Annotated in this window: 13 protein-coding genes and 2 pseudogenes; 7 read left to right on the forward strand and 8 right to left on the reverse strand. The window is 59.4% G+C overall.

Annotated features, from left to right (window positions below; translation table 11 throughout):
• Positions 1–28 precede the first annotated feature (28 nt).
• The 3 genes and pseudogenes from ISN39_RS24695 to ISN39_RS24705 all read right to left on the reverse strand — a co-directional run bounded on the left by ISN39_RS24695 (position 29) and on the right by ISN39_RS24705 (position 2,446).
• The gene (locus tag ISN39_RS24695; protein ID WP_194730841.1) at positions 29–1,030 is read right to left on the reverse strand and encodes an ABC transporter substrate-binding protein; all 1,002 of its coding nucleotides are present in this window, start codon (positions 1,028–1,030) and stop codon (positions 29–31) included.
• Between the two features lie 66 nt (positions 1,031–1,096).
• Positions 1,097–1,806: pseudogene (locus ISN39_RS24700) on the reverse strand (pyrroline-5-carboxylate reductase dimerization domain-containing protein).
• A 10-nt stretch (positions 1,807–1,816) separates the two neighbouring features.
• Complete coding sequence (locus ISN39_RS24705; protein ID WP_194730842.1) at positions 1,817–2,446, reverse strand: TetR/AcrR family transcriptional regulator; 630 nt, start codon at positions 2,444–2,446, stop codon at positions 1,817–1,819.
• Between the two features lie 147 nt (positions 2,447–2,593).
• On the opposite strand from ISN39_RS24705, the gene ISN39_RS24710 reads away from it, so the two are divergent.
• The 5 genes from ISN39_RS24710 to ISN39_RS24730 all read left to right on the forward strand — a co-directional run bounded on the left by ISN39_RS24710 (position 2,594) and on the right by ISN39_RS24730 (position 8,508).
• Entirely contained in the window at positions 2,594–4,630 is a 2,037-nt protein-coding gene (locus ISN39_RS24710; RefSeq protein WP_194730843.1) for an NADH:flavin oxidoreductase, read from the forward strand.
• Positions 4,631–4,829: 199 nt separating this feature from the next.
• Entirely contained in the window at positions 4,830–5,579 is a 750-nt protein-coding gene (locus ISN39_RS24715; RefSeq protein ID WP_194730844.1) for an electron transfer flavoprotein subunit beta/FixA family protein, read from the forward strand.
• A 21-nt stretch (positions 5,580–5,600) separates the two neighbouring features.
• On the forward strand, positions 5,601–6,530 hold the full coding sequence (locus ISN39_RS24720; RefSeq protein ID WP_194730845.1) for an electron transfer flavoprotein subunit alpha/FixB family protein: 930 nt from the start codon (positions 5,601–5,603) through the stop codon (positions 6,528–6,530).
• 93 nt (positions 6,531–6,623) lie between these two features.
• Positions 6,624–7,319 (forward strand): dimethylsulfonioproprionate lyase family protein, encoded by a 696-nt coding sequence (locus ISN39_RS24725; protein ID WP_074072299.1) that lies wholly within the window; start codon positions 6,624–6,626, stop codon positions 7,317–7,319.
• Between the two features lie 61 nt (positions 7,320–7,380).
• Entirely contained in the window at positions 7,381–8,508 is a 1,128-nt protein-coding gene (locus ISN39_RS24730; RefSeq protein ID WP_194730846.1) for an S-(hydroxymethyl)glutathione dehydrogenase/class III alcohol dehydrogenase, read from the forward strand.
• 92 nt (positions 8,509–8,600) lie between these two features.
• Here the strand turns inward: ISN39_RS24730 and ampC are convergent, their stop codons facing one another.
• The 3 genes from ampC to ISN39_RS24745 form a co-directional block, all read right to left on the reverse strand.
• A complete protein-coding gene (gene ampC, locus ISN39_RS24735; RefSeq protein ID WP_246763418.1) occupies positions 8,601–9,683 on the reverse strand; it encodes a class C beta-lactamase in 1,083 nt (360 codons plus the stop codon).
• A gap of 354 nt (positions 9,684–10,037) precedes the next feature.
• A complete protein-coding gene (locus ISN39_RS24740) occupies positions 10,038–10,442 on the reverse strand; it encodes a VOC family protein (RefSeq protein WP_194730848.1) in 405 nt (134 codons plus the stop codon).
• 21 nt (positions 10,443–10,463) lie between these two features.
• Complete coding sequence (locus ISN39_RS24745) at positions 10,464–10,799, reverse strand: cupin domain-containing protein (protein WP_194730849.1); 336 nt, start codon at positions 10,797–10,799, stop codon at positions 10,464–10,466.
• Positions 10,800–10,973: 174 nt separating this feature from the next.
• Here ISN39_RS24745 and ISN39_RS24750 point away from each other — a divergent pair, with 174 nt between their 5' ends.
• On the forward strand, positions 10,974–11,525 hold the full coding sequence (locus ISN39_RS24750; RefSeq protein WP_246763419.1) for a MarR family transcriptional regulator: 552 nt from the start codon (positions 10,974–10,976) through the stop codon (positions 11,523–11,525).
• 411 nt (positions 11,526–11,936) lie between these two features.
• Here ISN39_RS24750 and ISN39_RS24755 read toward each other — a convergent pair whose 3' ends face one another.
• Positions 11,937–12,842, reverse strand: coding sequence for a pyridoxal-phosphate dependent enzyme (locus tag ISN39_RS24755; RefSeq protein ID WP_246763500.1), 906 nt, complete (start codon positions 12,840–12,842; stop codon positions 11,937–11,939).
• 204 nt (positions 12,843–13,046) lie between these two features.
• Between ISN39_RS24755 and ISN39_RS24760 the strand changes: the two genes are divergently transcribed.
• On the forward strand, positions 13,047–13,652 hold the full coding sequence (locus ISN39_RS24760) for an XRE family transcriptional regulator (RefSeq protein WP_194730851.1): 606 nt from the start codon (positions 13,047–13,049) through the stop codon (positions 13,650–13,652).
• Between the two features lie 94 nt (positions 13,653–13,746).
• Here ISN39_RS24760 and ISN39_RS36730 read toward each other — a convergent pair.
• A pseudogene (locus ISN39_RS36730) lies at positions 13,747–14,010 on the reverse strand (hypothetical protein); the annotation flags it as partial.
• Positions 14,011–14,079 lie beyond the last annotated feature (69 nt).

The following is a 14,079-nucleotide window of genomic DNA, read 5'->3' on the forward strand; positions in this document are numbered from 1 at the left end:
GCGCATGGATACGCACCGCACAAAGGATCTACAGAGAAGCTTCGATTTTCTCTGCTGCTTCAGGCGAGACCCACTTGGTCCAGAGGCCCTTGTTTTCTTTCAGGAAGTGTTTCGCACCATCTTCGCCGGACGCTTGATTTTCAGTCATCCAGGCCATCAGCTTGCCGACCGTGTCGTTGCTCCAGGAGCGCTTTTCGAGATAGCTCATGACCTCAGGACCGACCTTTTCCGAGAATGGTTTCGCCACCAGGGTTACGACCTTGTCGACAGGCCAGGCGTTCGGCTTCGGATCAGGGCAATCGGCCACGGTGTTGCAGCGCTTCCACTCGGCCGCATCATGGGGCACACCGGCATCCAGCTTTACCATCTCATACTTGCCCAGAAGCGCAGTGGGAGCCCAGTAATATGTCGCAAAGCCCTGCTGGCGCTCATAGGCTTTTGCAATCGCCCCATCGAGGCCGGCAGCCGAACCAGTGTCAACAAGGGTGAAGCCCGCCTTGTCAGCGTCGAAAGCCTTGTAGAGCTGCGAAGTGACGATCGTTCCTCCCCAACCCTGGGGGCCGTTGAAAATCGCGCCCTTCTTCTTATCCTCCGCATCGGGGACAAGTTCGGGGTGTTTCAGCATGTCGGGGATCGTCTTGAGGTCGGGATGAGCCTCGGCAAGATACTTGGGAATCCACCAGCCTTGAACGCCGCCATCGGGAAGAGGGGAGCCCACTTGAATGATCTGACCTTCTTCCGTTCCTTTCTTCACGACATCCGGGAGAAGGTCGATCCAAGCTTCGGGCGCGATATCCGGCTGGCCCTTCTCCGCCATCGAAGTGATGGTCGGAACCGTGTCACCAACGGTGATGTCGGCACTACATCCATAGCCTTCATTCAGAACAATCTTGTCGAGGTTTGAAAGAACCTCTGCGCTTTGCCAGTTCATGCTGGCGATCGTCACGCTTCCACATTCTGCGGCGCTGACAAGCGATGTTCCGCCGAGAAGGCCGAACATCAGGCATGTTGATGCAAGGAGTTTGTTCATTATCGTTCCCTTTGTTGAGCGGCGCTTTTTGAAGCGGGGCGCTGCGTTAGCCCGCTCATGCGGTCGTCAGGAGGCGTCTCCCATACTCACCGATTTTTTGAATGCTGCCGAAAGTCCTTCCGAAACGGTGGCTTCCAGGCCAAAAGCGCGCATCGCCTCGATCGCCGCTGCGGTCGTACCCCGATAGTCGAGAAACGAATTGACGACGTTGTTCGGACAGTGATCTTGATGCTCAAGCAGGGCCCCGGCCCCTATCAGCACGGTGTTCACGGCGCGCCGTGCAATATCTGGGGGAAGGCCGTGGCAAACAGCGCCGGAAACGCGGACCCGGACAAGCCGGTCAAATAGTCAATATCGCTTTCGCAATTCACTTCGTCTTCAACGCCAAAAGCACGAAAGATACGACGTGCGATGCTTCGATCGGCCTCGTCCATGTCACCTGATGCAATCCAGGGCGTATAGGATCTGCTAACTTCAGCCGCGGCATTGGGTAGGGCGCGGACAACGCGGCCCGTTTGATGATGTGCCGCAAGCTGGTCCAGGCGGATGCCCGCCATGACAGAGATGACGAGTTTGCCGTGGGCGTCGACCGACAGAGACGGCTCCTGGTTGTCTTGCGTGCAGTGAACGTTCGGAAAAGACGCGGGCCTCTCATGCCGATAGGAGAGTGTCAGTCCTTCGTGCTCAACAACGCCCTTGTTGAGTATTGCGCTGGCAAGGGTTTTCCCAAGCCACCCTCCGCCACCAATCACGCCGATCCTTATTGAGTCCTGCATCCGATTCTTCTCATTTCGGTTTATGGCCATGCCTGGCAAAGAAGCGGTCAAGCTCTCTTTGCTGGGGTATCTGGCCGGTGTAGATCGCGATATATTCGGGAATACGCTTCATTCGCACCGCGACCTCTTCGCGGGACTGCATCGAGATGTAGCCGATCTGAACGAGATAGGTCGTCCGGGCTCGGACGTCGGCTGGTGTTTCCTCGTATCCAAAGCGCACGAACATTCGCTTGAGCGCCTCAAGCCGAACTTGATCTGCCTTTTGGACCTCGAAAAGAATCTCTTCCGATTGCAGCGCCCAACTGCGCACTGCAAATTCGAACTTGGAGTCAAACAAGTTCTGATCGAGCCAGCAATCAAAAACGTTAAGCATGGCCTCGGCAAGTGATTCCGCGTAGGCTTCGCTCTGCTTTATTATGTTTCCTGTGTTTTTCTCTCGCCAGCGCGCAATCAGGCCGGCAAGCAATTCTTCGCGATCCTTGAAGAACCAATAGAAGCTCGTCCGAGAAAGGTTGAGTTTCTTGGCCAAGGGGAGAATTTTCACTGAATCAACGCCCGACTCCAGCAGAGATTCGTAGGCCGCTTCCAGCCATCCCTCCTGCGATCCGCGCCAACCGGTATCGTTCAAAGCCTGCTCCATGATTGACCTCCTAACAAAAAACGAAACCCGACACAAGAAAAATGAACACCTATGTCGACAAAAACGACTTTAGTGTTTTGTCTGTTGACACGTATGTACATTTCCGCATAGCGTCTAGCACAACTGTCCTAGTCCGGAGCCCGACAGATGTCGAACGATCCTCTCCTTCAGCCTTATCAGCTCAAGCACCTGAAGCTTCGCAACCGCATCATCGTAACGTCGCACGAGCCGGCATACCCTGAAGATGGTATGCCCAAGGAGCGCTATCTCGCCTACACCGTTGAAAGGGCAAAGGGCGGTGTCGCCATGACGATGACGGCCGGCTCTGCGGCTGTTTCGAAAGACAGCCCGCCCGTCTTCAACAACCTGCTCGCCTACAAGGACGAGATCGTGCCGTGGCTGAAGGCAATGACCGATGCGGTCCATGAGGAAGGGGCGGCGATCATGATCCAGCTCACGCACCTCGGCCGTCGCACGCGCTGGGACAAGGGCGACTGGCTTCCCGTTGTCGCACCGTCGCATCAGCGCGAGGCCTCACACCGGGCTTTCCCCAAGAAGATCGAAGATTGGGACATCGAGCGCATCATAAAGGACTTTGCCGACGCTGCAGAACGCATGAAGGCCGGGGGCATGGATGGCGTCGAACTGGAGGCCTATGGACACCTGCTTGACCAGTTCGCGTCCCCGCTGACAAACGAACTCGAAGGTCCTTACGGTGGTTCGCTCGACAATCGCATGCGTTTCTGTCTGGATGTTCTGAAGGCGATCCGGAAACGGGTCGGAGAGGACTTCATTCTGGGAATACGCTACACCGCTGATGAATGTCTTCCCGGCGGCACCGGCAAGGCTGACGGCCTCGAAATTTCCAAGCGCCTCAAAGAAAGCGGCCTTATTGACTACTTGAATGTGATCCGCGGTCATATCGACACCGACGCCGGCCTTACAGATGTCATCCCGATCCAGGGTATGGCGAACTCCCCGCATCTCGATTTTGCGGGTGAGATTCGCGCCGCGACGGATTTCCCCACCTTCCACGCGGCCAAAATCCCGGATGTTGCAACTGCCCGCCATGCGATTGCGTCGGGCAAGGTCGATATGATCGGCATGACCCGCGCTCATATGACGGACCCGCACATCGTTCGCAAAATCATGGAGAAGCGCGAAGAGGACATCCGTCCCTGCGTCGGCGCCAACTACTGTTTGGACCGCATTTACCAGGGTGGGGCGGCCTATTGCATCCACAATGCCGCGACCGGCCGCGAGCTGACGATGCCGCATGTGGTCAAAAAGGCGGACGTTCGTAAGAAAGTTGTTGTCGTCGGCGCAGGCCCGGGGGGGCTGGAAGCCGCAAGGGTTGCAGCCGAGCGCGGCCATGACGTCGTCGTATTCGAGGCGGCCAACGATCCCGGCGGCCAAATCCGCTTGACGGCCCAAAGCGAGCGCCGCAGGGAAATGATCAGCATCATCGACTGGCGGATGAACCAGTGCGAGAAGTACGGTGTGGTCTTCCGTTTCAACACCTGGGCGGAAGCCGACACGGTGGAGGCGGAAAGGCCCGACGTGGTGATCATTGCCACCGGTGGCATACCGCATACAGACGTCCTCTCCACGGGTAATGAACTGGTCGTCTCGGCCTGGGACATCATTTCAGGTGACGTGAAACCAGGAACGAACGTTCTTATCTTCGATGACGCGGGCGACCACGCAGGGCTGCAGGCTGCCGAGTTCATTGCCACGGCGGGCGCCAAGGTGGAAATCATGACACCTGACCGTTCCTTCGCCCCGGAAGTCATGGCGATGAACCTCGTGCCCTATATGCGTTCGCTGCAGAACCTCGACGTCACCTTCACCGTGACCTTCAGGCTTGAAGCGGTCGAAAAGGACGGCAATCACCTCATTGCCCATGTCGGCAGCGATTACGGCGGTGTTGCGAAGCAGCGCACGGTCGACCAGGTCGTCATCAACCATGGGACAATCCCGCTCGATGAACTTTATTTCGAGCTGAAACCCTTTTCCACCAATCTCGGCGAAATTTCGCAGCAGCAATTGGTCGCCGGCGAACCCCAGACTGTCGTGCGCAATCCTGAAGGGAAATTCCAGCTCTTCCGGATCGGTGATGCTGTGGCCGCTCGCAACACCCATGCTGCCATCTACGATGGGTTGCGGATCGCCAAGGATATCTGACGAAAAGGCGGTCCGACATGTCGGACAGCCAACCTTCACGCAGTGACGTCGGGCAGGGGCAGTCGAAGCCTGGATGGTTTGTGGATACGGCGTTTGCAGCATCTGATCAGTCACCCATGCGCCATGCTCGCACGGCTCAATTCTTCAAATATTCTCCGCGCTCAAGCGGCCGGAGATGACGTGAAAAAGGAAGGACCCCATGAAAATTCTCGTCCCCGTGAAGCGGGTGGTTGATTACAATGTGAAGATCCGCGTCAAGCCGGATGGCACGGGCGTCGAGCTTGCCAACGTCAAGATGTCGATGAACCCGTTCGACGAGATCTCGGTGGAAGAGGCGCTGCGGCTGAAGGAAGCCGGCAAGGCTGCGGAAGTGGTCGTCGTGTCGATCGGTCCGGCCAAGGCCGAAGAGACGCTGAGGACGGCGCTTGCCATGGGTGCCGACCGGGCGATCCTGGTCGAGACCGACGAGACGCTCGAGCCGCTTGCCGTTGCCAAGATCCTCAAGGGCGTGGCAGACGCCGAGAAGCCGGGCCTGATCATCGTCGGCAAGCAGGCGATCGACGACGACAGCAATCAGACCGGCCAGATGCTCGCCGCGCTCTTGGGCTCTGCCCAGGCAACCTTCGCCTCGAAGATCGAGATTACCGACGGTAAAGCGACCGTCACCCGCGAAGTCGATGGCGGCTTGCAGACGATCGACATCAAGCTGCCGGCCGTCGTCACCACCGACCTGCGCTTGAACGAACCACGCTATGCTTCGCTGCCGAACATCATGAAGGCGAAGAAGAAGCCGCTCGACAGACAAGCGCCTTCCGACTTCGGCGTTTCCACCGCTCCGCGCCTGAAGGTGCTGAAGACCGAAGAGCCAAGTGGCCGCAAGGCGGGCGTCAAGGTCAAGTCGGTCGCCGAGCTCGTCGAGAAACTCAAGAACGAAGCCGGCGTCCTCTAAGGCGAGAAAGGAAATACGACCATGGCCATTCTGCTTCTGGCTGACCACGACAATGCAAGCCTTTCCGACCAGACCGCCAAGGCGCTGACCGCTGCTCGCCAGATCGGCGGCGATGTCACCGTGCTGGTTGCCGGCAAGGGTGCCAAGGCTGCCGCCGATGCCGCTGCCAAGCTTTCCGGCGTTTCCAAGGTGCTGCTGGCCGAAAGCGACACGCTTGCCAACAATCTGGCCGAGCCGCTGGCCGACCTGATCGTTTCGCTCGCCGGCAGCTACGACACGATCATTGCGGCTGCGACCTCGACCGGCAAGAACGTCGCTCCGCGCGTTGCAGCCCTTCTCGACGTGGCGCAGGTGTCGGAAATCATCGAAGTCGTCGCGCCCGACACCTTCAAGCGGCCGATCTATGCCGGCAACGCCATCCAGACGGTGCAGGCAACCGACGCCAGACAAGTCATCACCGTGCGCACCGCCTCCTTCGCTGTTGCCGAGACCGGCGGTTCGGCTCCGGTCGAGGCAATCCCGGCCGTTTCCGATCCGGGTCTTTCGACCTTCGTCAAGGACGCGCTGTCGGCTTCCGACCGCCCGGAGCTGACGTCGGCAAAGATCATCATCTCCGGCGGCCGCGCACTCGGCTCGGCCGAGAAGTTCAGGCAAGTCATCCTGCCGCTCGCCGACAAGCTGGGAGCCGCCGTCGGCGCAAGCCGTGCGGCCGTCGATGCCGGCTATGCGCCGAACGACTGGCAGGTCGGCCAGACCGGCAAGGTCGTCGCCCCGGAACTCTACATCGCCTGCGGCATTTCCGGTGCCATCCAGCACCTTGCCGGCATGAAGGACTCGAAGGTCATCGTCGCCATCAACAAGGACGAGGAGGCCCCGATCTTCCAGGTCGCAGACTACGGCCTCGTCGCCGATCTCTTCGAGGCCCTGCCGGAACTGCAGAGTTCAATTTGATCGCTGTTATTTCCGTGTTAACAGGCGCGCCGATCTAATCCATGAACGTGCTGCCTCAGTCGCAGTCCGGTTTCATCCACGGCGGAGAAAAACATGTCGCAAGTCTCGACACCACTCAAGCGGAGCGCGGACCTGCTACTCAATGACGACAGCGCGCCAATACGACGACAGGTCTCCGTGCTTGGCGGAGGTTTTCGTCCCCGAGCTTTGCAGGAGGTTCTCAACGCAATTGGCGACGCCCTCTTGTCGTCCCAGGCTCCTGTCATGGCAAGTTACATTGCGGGCAAAATATACCAGAGGCTCGAAAAAAGGGGTGTGGCCAGACGCATCGATACCGCCACACCGTTGAAACCTGAGCATTTTGACCGCGCTCTCTCTAATCTGCATGCCTCTCTGCCCCGGTTTGCTGGCGGCGCAACAGGCTTGGCGGAATTGAACGAGCAACTGTCCTGGCGAAGCGGCCGGACCGGCCCATTTGCAAGCCTCAGGTTCGAGCAATCTCACGCTCATGCGATCGTCGTCGGACCTCACGGCCTTGAGGAACGCAGTGACGTGCGCCTCGGACTGACCTTGATGGCCCCTTACAGCCGTTTTCCAGATCACGTGCAATTCCATTCACGTGTATTCTTGCTTCTGTCCGGTGGCGAAGTTTGCCTCGACGACAGCAATTGGTTCCGTGCCACTGCAGGGACCGTCTTCTTCAATGAAGCTGGCAAGAAGTTCGCGATGCGATGCACTGCTGAGCCCTTATTGGCAGTCTGGTGCCACGTCGAAGACACGTCTCTTTGATCGACGCGATGATTTACCGAATATGTGAATTGCGAAACGAAATCAGGAAGGAAGCAAACCCATGGATGTGCGCGCTGCCATTGCCGTTCAGGCTGGAAAACCGCTGGAAGTCATGACCGTGCAGCTGGAAGGCCCGCGGGCCGGCGAGGTTCTGATCGAGGTCAAGGCGACCGGCATCTGCCACACGGACGATTTCACGCTGTCTGGCGCCGATCCGGAGGGCCTGTTTCCGGCAATCCTCGGCCATGAGGGTGCCGGCATCGTCGTCGATGTCGGACCGGGCGTCACTTCGGTCAAGAAGGGCGACCACGTCATTCCGCTCTATACGCCGGAATGCCGTGAATGCCCGTCCTGCCTGTCGCGCAAGACCAATCTCTGCACGGCGATCCGCGCCACCCAGGGCCAGGGCCTGATGCCGGACGGCACGTCGCGCTTTTCGATCGGCAAGGACAAGATCCATCACTACATGGGCTGCTCGACCTTTGCCAATTACACGGTGCTGCCCGAGATCGCCGTTGCCAAGGTCAATGCGGACGCCCCCTTCGACAAGATCTGCTACATCGGCTGCGGCGTCACCACCGGCATCGGCGCCGTCATCAACACCGCCAAGGTGGAGATCGGCGCAACGGCGATCGTCTTTGGCCTCGGCGGCATCGGCCTCAACGTCATCCAGGGCCTGAAGCTTGCCGGCGCCGACATGATCATCGGTGTCGACATCAACAATGACCGCAAGGTGTGGGGCGAAAAGTTTGGCATGACGCATTTCGTCAATCCGAAGGAGGTCGGCGACGACATCGTGCCCTATCTCGTCAACATGACGAAGCGCGGCGCCGACCAGATCGGCGGCGCCGACTACACCTTCGACTGCACCGGCAACACCAAGGTGATGCGCCAGGCGCTGGAAGCCAGCCATCGCGGCTGGGGCAAGTCGGTCGTCATCGGGGTGGCCGGTGCCGGCCAGGAAATCTCCACCCGCCCGTTCCAGCTGGTCACCGGCCGTAGCTGGATGGGCACCGCCTTTGGTGGCGCGCGTGGCCGCACCGACGTGCCGAAGATCGTCGACTGGTACATGGAAGGCAAGATTGAGATCGATCCGATGATCACCCATACGATGCCGCTCGAAGACATCAACAAGGGCTTCGAACTCATGCATTCCGGTCAAAGCATCCGCGGCGTGGTTGTCTACTGATCCTGCCGACGGGGCGGCGCCTGAACACCGGCACTCGGTTCGAGGCAGCCGGCCGCCCGCCACTCCTTTCTCTTCGCGAGGCATCGGTCAACTCACCGATGCCTCTCGTCCTGCGATACGGCTTCGAGCATCCCGAGGATCGAGTAGGCGGCCTTAACCCGCTCAGGGATGGGATAGTTACGGTTGGCAAGCAGTATTACGCCGATCCGGCGCGTTGGCACGAACGCGGCATAGGCTCCAAAGCCACCGGTGGAACCCGTCTTATTGAAAAACACGTCCTGGGCTGGCTTTTGTGGCGGCACGAGCGGGGCCACCGCGTGAGGCTTCATCGCCATGTCGGATGAGTTGCCAGCGAGGAGTGTATCCAGTCCTGCCGGCCAGGCATAGAGCTCCCACCCCAGGGACTGGAACGTATCGCCTATCCGATAGTAGCCGGTCTGGGTTGCGCCAATCGCTTTCTGCAGCGAAGGTTCAAGCCCAGAGGGATCTATATTCGCCTCGACGAAGCGCAACAGGTCGGCCGCAGTCGTCTTGACCCCGTAGGCCTGTGCATCGAGCGCTCCCGGGCTCACTCGCACGGGATTGTTTTGCTTGTTGTAGCCGAAGGCGTAATCTCCCATTTCCGCCTCTGGGATTCGGATATAGCTGTTGGTGAGACCAAGTGCAGGAAAGAGGGTGCCCTCCATGAGCTCGGGGAAGGGCTTTCTGAGGCTCGCAGCTGCGAGGGTTCCGAACAGACCAATGCTGGGATTGGAGTAAACGCGATACGTGCCGGGTTCATAGCCAGGGCGCCATCCGCGGAAATAACGCGTGAGCGTGCTGTTGTTGACGACCTCGTCGGGAAACTGCAGCGGCAGACCTCCCGCCGTATAGGTACCCAGTTCGAGCACGGTGATATGATCGAAGGCGCTGCCTGCCAGCTCCCGCATATGCTCGCTCGCAGCATCGGAGAAGGCGAGCGCTCCTTTGGCCTCAGCATAGGCGCCGAGCGTGGCGGTAAAGGTTTTGCTGACGGAGCCGATCTCGAACAGCGTGTCAGCGGTGACGGGGGTTGCCTTTTCCTTGTCGGCGAGACCATAGTTGAAAATAAACCGGCGGCCATCAACAGAGATGCCCACCGCCATGCCGGCTACGCCGTTTTCGGTCATCAACGCCTTGACGGTCCGGTCGACCACGGGCCTGATCCTGCCTTCAATAACGTCTGCCTCTGCACGGCAGGCAAGAAAGGCGCCGAAAAGGGAAAAACAGGCACCGGCGCAAACCGCATATGTCCTGCTGGATATTGTCCTCATAGCTCCTGGTATCCTCGCTTCAATGGGGCCGCCCGCACTCCCGGAAGCGGGCCTGCGCGGTGTGACGGGCCTGCAGCTGCGGTCACACGCAGTACCGCCAAGGCACACGCGGCCGCCCGCAGGCGCGACACTGTATAGGCCGTCGTCCGCGCCTTGAGCAAACGACAAAATCTCGCCTTAGGCATAAGAAAATCTAGGTCTGCCGATGGCTGTTGAAGCTCAGGTAACCCTCCGATTTCAACTGGCGCTGCCCATATCCATGTAAGCCGGTTCGAAAACGTGTCCGTCCGGATCAGCAAAGCTGCGCAGGTACATGAATCCCAAATCCTGCGGCTCGCGGACATCCGCCTGGCCGCCTGATCTGGCGGCGGCCTCCACCATGGCATCGACCTCCTCGCGGCTGTCGCGAGACAGAGCGATCAGCATACCGCTCGTCGCGTGCGCGTCAGCGATCGGCTTTGCTGTGAACGTCTGATAATAGCCATGTTGCAGAAGCTGGAACGTGATCGTTTCTGACCACACCATCGAGCTCGCATTTTCATTGGAGAACTGCTCGTTCTTGACGCAGCCGATGGCCTCGTAGAAAGCCGTCGCGGTTGCCAGATCCTTCACCGGCAGGTTCAGAAAGATCATTTTAGTCATTATCTTGCTCTCAGAGATGGCTTAAACAAAGGTCTGCTCGAACGTCTGGCTCGGATGGATGCAGACGATCTCCAGCCGGCCGGTGCCGACATTTTCGAAACGATGAGGAACGTTGGCCGGGCCAACAATGATGTCGCCGGCAGAGCCGCGCGTCTTATCATTGCCAACCGTGAACTCGGCCTCCCCCTTTCGAACCACCCAGGTCTCGGCATAGGGATGAACATGCAGCGCCGGGCCGCGGCCCGGATCCGCGTCCACGATAAAAACCGATACCTCGCTGCCGAAGTGACGACCTTCGAAGCGGACAGTACGGCTCGTGCCGGGTTCGGGATGCTGATAGCGATAAACCGAAAACATCCTGATCTCCTCCAACTGTTCGCAGTTATCTTCACAAGAAGACATATTGTCAAACTATCTTCTCGTCAAGATAAATATCTTCGCACAAAGATATCTTTGCGGCTGGGGCCCCATGGTGTATGGAACAGCACCACGCAAATGTGGGGCACGACGAAGCAAACGAGGATCATGCGGGTGGCGCCAGACAACAACCGCGGCTCAAAGGAGGGCGCTGTCGAAGACCATGTCGACCGGCTCCGCGCGCAATGGGCCTGCGAATTGCCGGACCTCGACACCGAGCCGATGGCGATTTTGGGACGCGCGAAACGGCTAACAAATCTGGTGGCGCCCTCCATCGAGGAGACCTTTGCCAAGTTCGGTCTCGATCGCGGCGAGTTCGACGTCATCGCGACCCTGCGCAGATCTGGACCACCCTACCAGCTGACGCCGACGGCAATGTATACGACGCTTATGCTGTCTTCCGGCGGACTGACGCACCGCCTTGATCGGCTGGAAAAGGCTGGTCTGATTGTGCGCGAGAAATCGGCCCACGACGGGCGAAGTGTTGTCGTTTGCCTGACCGCAACGGGCATCGCGCTAGCCGAAAAGGCGTTTCGCGCGGATATGGCCAGTGAACTCTTGTTCCTGGAAGGTTTGGATGTCGAAGAGCGCGCGGCTCTGGCCGCCCTGCTGCGCAAGCTTGTCATGAGTATAGAGGCAGGCCCGAGCGATAAAGCAACCTCGTGATCTCGATGTCGCGCCAGCATAAGAAACTCACTCTCAGCATTGAGCGCCGTCGCTGACCAGGTGCGATATGAAGGCGATTCAGATGTAAGCCGGGAGAAATCTCATCGCCTCCTCTGCTTCCTGATGACGTCCGCGTTCTTCGCGACCCGTCGGCCTCAGACAGCACCTCGTCGCTCACACCTGCCCAGGTGGGCGAGAGTCTGACGTTCCTCAAGGACGAATACACCTGACGACAAGAGCTTCAACGAAAAGGAGAGGCTTGCGTTCGAGCGATTTGGCCGATCGGACGATGGCAGCCGCCGATGAATGCAAGATGTGGTGATTGCGCGTAACGGACACCTGTCGGTCCGGACATCGGCGCTCAACCCGATCGTCATCACGATCCTTCACTGGAAGCGGTTGCGCTTTACCCTAGTCCTGTGTCCACGCCGAAAACGCCTCGGGCAGTACGTTCGACCCGCAGATCACCGTGACCACACGCTTGCCGCAGTATCGCGAGGGTTCTTCCAGGATCGCGGCAACGCCAAGGGCGGCCGATGGCTCGACCACGAGGCCGGCGTGCCGATGGAGCAGGCGCATGCCTGCCTTGATGCTTGCCTCCTCAACCAGCGGCACGTGATTGGCGACGGCGAGCAGGTCCTGAAGGACCGCCGCGATTGGGAACCGGCCGGCGACACCGTCGGCGATGGTATCGGTGCGATCGGTGGTGACGACCGATCGCGCCCGCCAGGACAGGGCCATGGCGGGCGCCCCGCTCGGCTGGATGCACACCACCTCCGTTGCGGGCGACAGGCACTTGAAAACGTGGCCAACGCCGGTGGCGAGCGCACCGCCGCCGAGCGCGAGCAGCATCGTGTCGATGCGGTCGAACCCTTCGACAAGCTCCAGCCCGATCGTGCCCGCGCCTTCGCAGGTGTCGAGGTTTTCGCTGTCCTCGACGAGTAAAGCGTTGCCGCTGGCCGCGATCTCGCGAGCGCGCTTTCGCGCGTCCTCGATGTCGCCCTCGACAAGTTCGACGGCAGCTCCGAGCCGGCGAATATGATCGATCTTCGCGGCATTGGCGCTTGTGGCGGCGACCACTGTCACGCCAATACCGCGTTCCCGCCCACTATATGCGAGTGCCTGCCCGAGATTGCCGGCGCTGGCGCAGACCGCGGCCTTCCGATCAGCGCTTCTTGCGAGGCGGGACATTACGACCTCGGTCCCACGTCCCTTGAAGCATCGGATCGGGTTTGCGGTCTCAAGTTTGATGACGAGTTCGCAGCCTAGACGATTGCCAAGAGATGGGCAGCCGAATTGGGGCGTGTCGCGAAACATCCGTGAGATATGTTCCCTCGCCTCAAAGATGCGCCCGAGGTCGAGCCTGGTGTCTGGTTGCCCGGCTTCCCGGGATGCTGCGGGTCTTTCACTGACAGGCTGCATGTGACATCCTCCGACGCTGTTGTTGCAGTTGCGCATTTGTGCGTTATAGCGCACGTTCGAAGTGTGCGCTATAACGCACAAATGCGAGGTCAGTCAGAAATGAAGTCCATCAGTCCCGTTGACACGGGGAATCTACTGAAATCGATCAGGCACGACCTTGGATGGAGCCTCGACAAGACTGCAGAGCGTACTGGAGTGAGCAAGGCGATGCTGGGCCAGATCGAGCGTGGCGAATCCACGCCGACGGTTGCGACGCTTTGGAAGATCGCGACGGGCTTGCGGGTTCCGATGACCACCCTGCTTGAGCCAGATCGCGAAGTAGGCGATGTGTTGCTTTTGCGTGACGCCAGTTGTCTCCGGGTGCGCCCGTCGGAGGAAGGCATGCAACGCGCATTGTTGTTCCCTTATGAGACCCGGTTCGGCTTCGAACTCTATGAACTGACCTTTGCGCCCGACTTCGAGAGTATCTCAGAGCCGCATGACATCGGGGTTGTGGAGCATGTGACCGTCCTGCGCGGGGAGATCGAATTGCTGGTGGAGGAAGAGTGGAGACGGGTCGAGCAAGGGCAGTCCCTGAGGTTTCCTGCCGACCGCCGCCATGGCTACCGCAATCGGACGCAAAGTGAGACTGTTGTCATGGATTTAATCCACTATCGGTTCGTTCCGCAGAATATCGCGGGTCGCAAAACGCAAGCGGGTTCTTGATCGAGGCGTTCCGACGTCGCGACCTGCATCTTCCCTCAGATAGCGGGGCCAAACGCCTGTGAAGTGAGCGATCCATCCCTGGGCGCCCAGCTCGGGTCCAGATGCTCATGTTCGATGAGTCGAACGCATATCGAATGTTAACGGGATCATAGAGAAGGAGTGCGCCGCAGTCCCATTCCTGCATCGTGGCCCGCAGTCTGCCGAGTCGATATCGGCGAGCCCTATCCAGAGTGGCGGAGGGAAGGGGACTTTTGAGCGGCCGATCCGCTCCCTCTGGATTGAGATAGGCCTTCTTCCTTTCGTCTTTGAAAACGGTCGACCCCGCTGGGCCTCCTGGGGCGATGACGTTCTCATTCATTGGGTCGGGATCCTCTCGAACACAGTTCGTGCATAAACGGCCGCGTGTCAGCCCGAGGAGCGTGTCGGT

Origin of the sequence: Rhizobium sp. 007, from assembly GCF_015353075.1 — a bacterium.
GTDB lineage: Bacteria > Pseudomonadota > Alphaproteobacteria > Rhizobiales > Rhizobiaceae > Rhizobium.

Coding starts and splice junctions, on each gene's coding strand:
- ISN39_RS24695 (WP_194730841.1), bottom strand. CDS start 1,030: ATGAACAAACTCCTTGCATCAACATGCCTGATGTTCGGCCTTCTCGGC.
- ISN39_RS24705 (WP_194730842.1), bottom strand. CDS start 2,446: ATGGAGCAGGCTTTGAACGATACCGGTTGGCGCGGATCGCAGGAGGGA.
- ISN39_RS24710 (WP_194730843.1), top strand. CDS start 2,594: ATGTCGAACGATCCTCTCCTTCAGCCTTATCAGCTCAAGCACCTGAAG.
- ISN39_RS24715 (WP_194730844.1), top strand. CDS start 4,830: ATGAAAATTCTCGTCCCCGTGAAGCGGGTGGTTGATTACAATGTGAAG.
- ISN39_RS24720 (WP_194730845.1), top strand. CDS start 5,601: ATGGCCATTCTGCTTCTGGCTGACCACGACAATGCAAGCCTTTCCGAC.
- ISN39_RS24725 (WP_074072299.1), top strand. CDS start 6,624: ATGTCGCAAGTCTCGACACCACTCAAGCGGAGCGCGGACCTGCTACTC.
- ISN39_RS24730 (WP_194730846.1), top strand. CDS start 7,381: ATGGATGTGCGCGCTGCCATTGCCGTTCAGGCTGGAAAACCGCTGGAA.
- ISN39_RS24740 (WP_194730848.1), bottom strand. CDS start 10,442: ATGACTAAAATGATCTTTCTGAACCTGCCGGTGAAGGATCTGGCAACC.
- ISN39_RS24745 (WP_194730849.1), bottom strand. CDS start 10,799: ATGTTTTCGGTTTATCGCTATCAGCATCCCGAACCCGGCACGAGCCGT.
- ISN39_RS24755 (WP_246763500.1), bottom strand. CDS start 12,842: ATGTTTCGCGACACGCCCCAATTCGGCTGCCCATCTCTTGGCAATCGT.
- ISN39_RS24760 (WP_194730851.1), top strand. CDS start 13,047: ATGAAGTCCATCAGTCCCGTTGACACGGGGAATCTACTGAAATCGATC.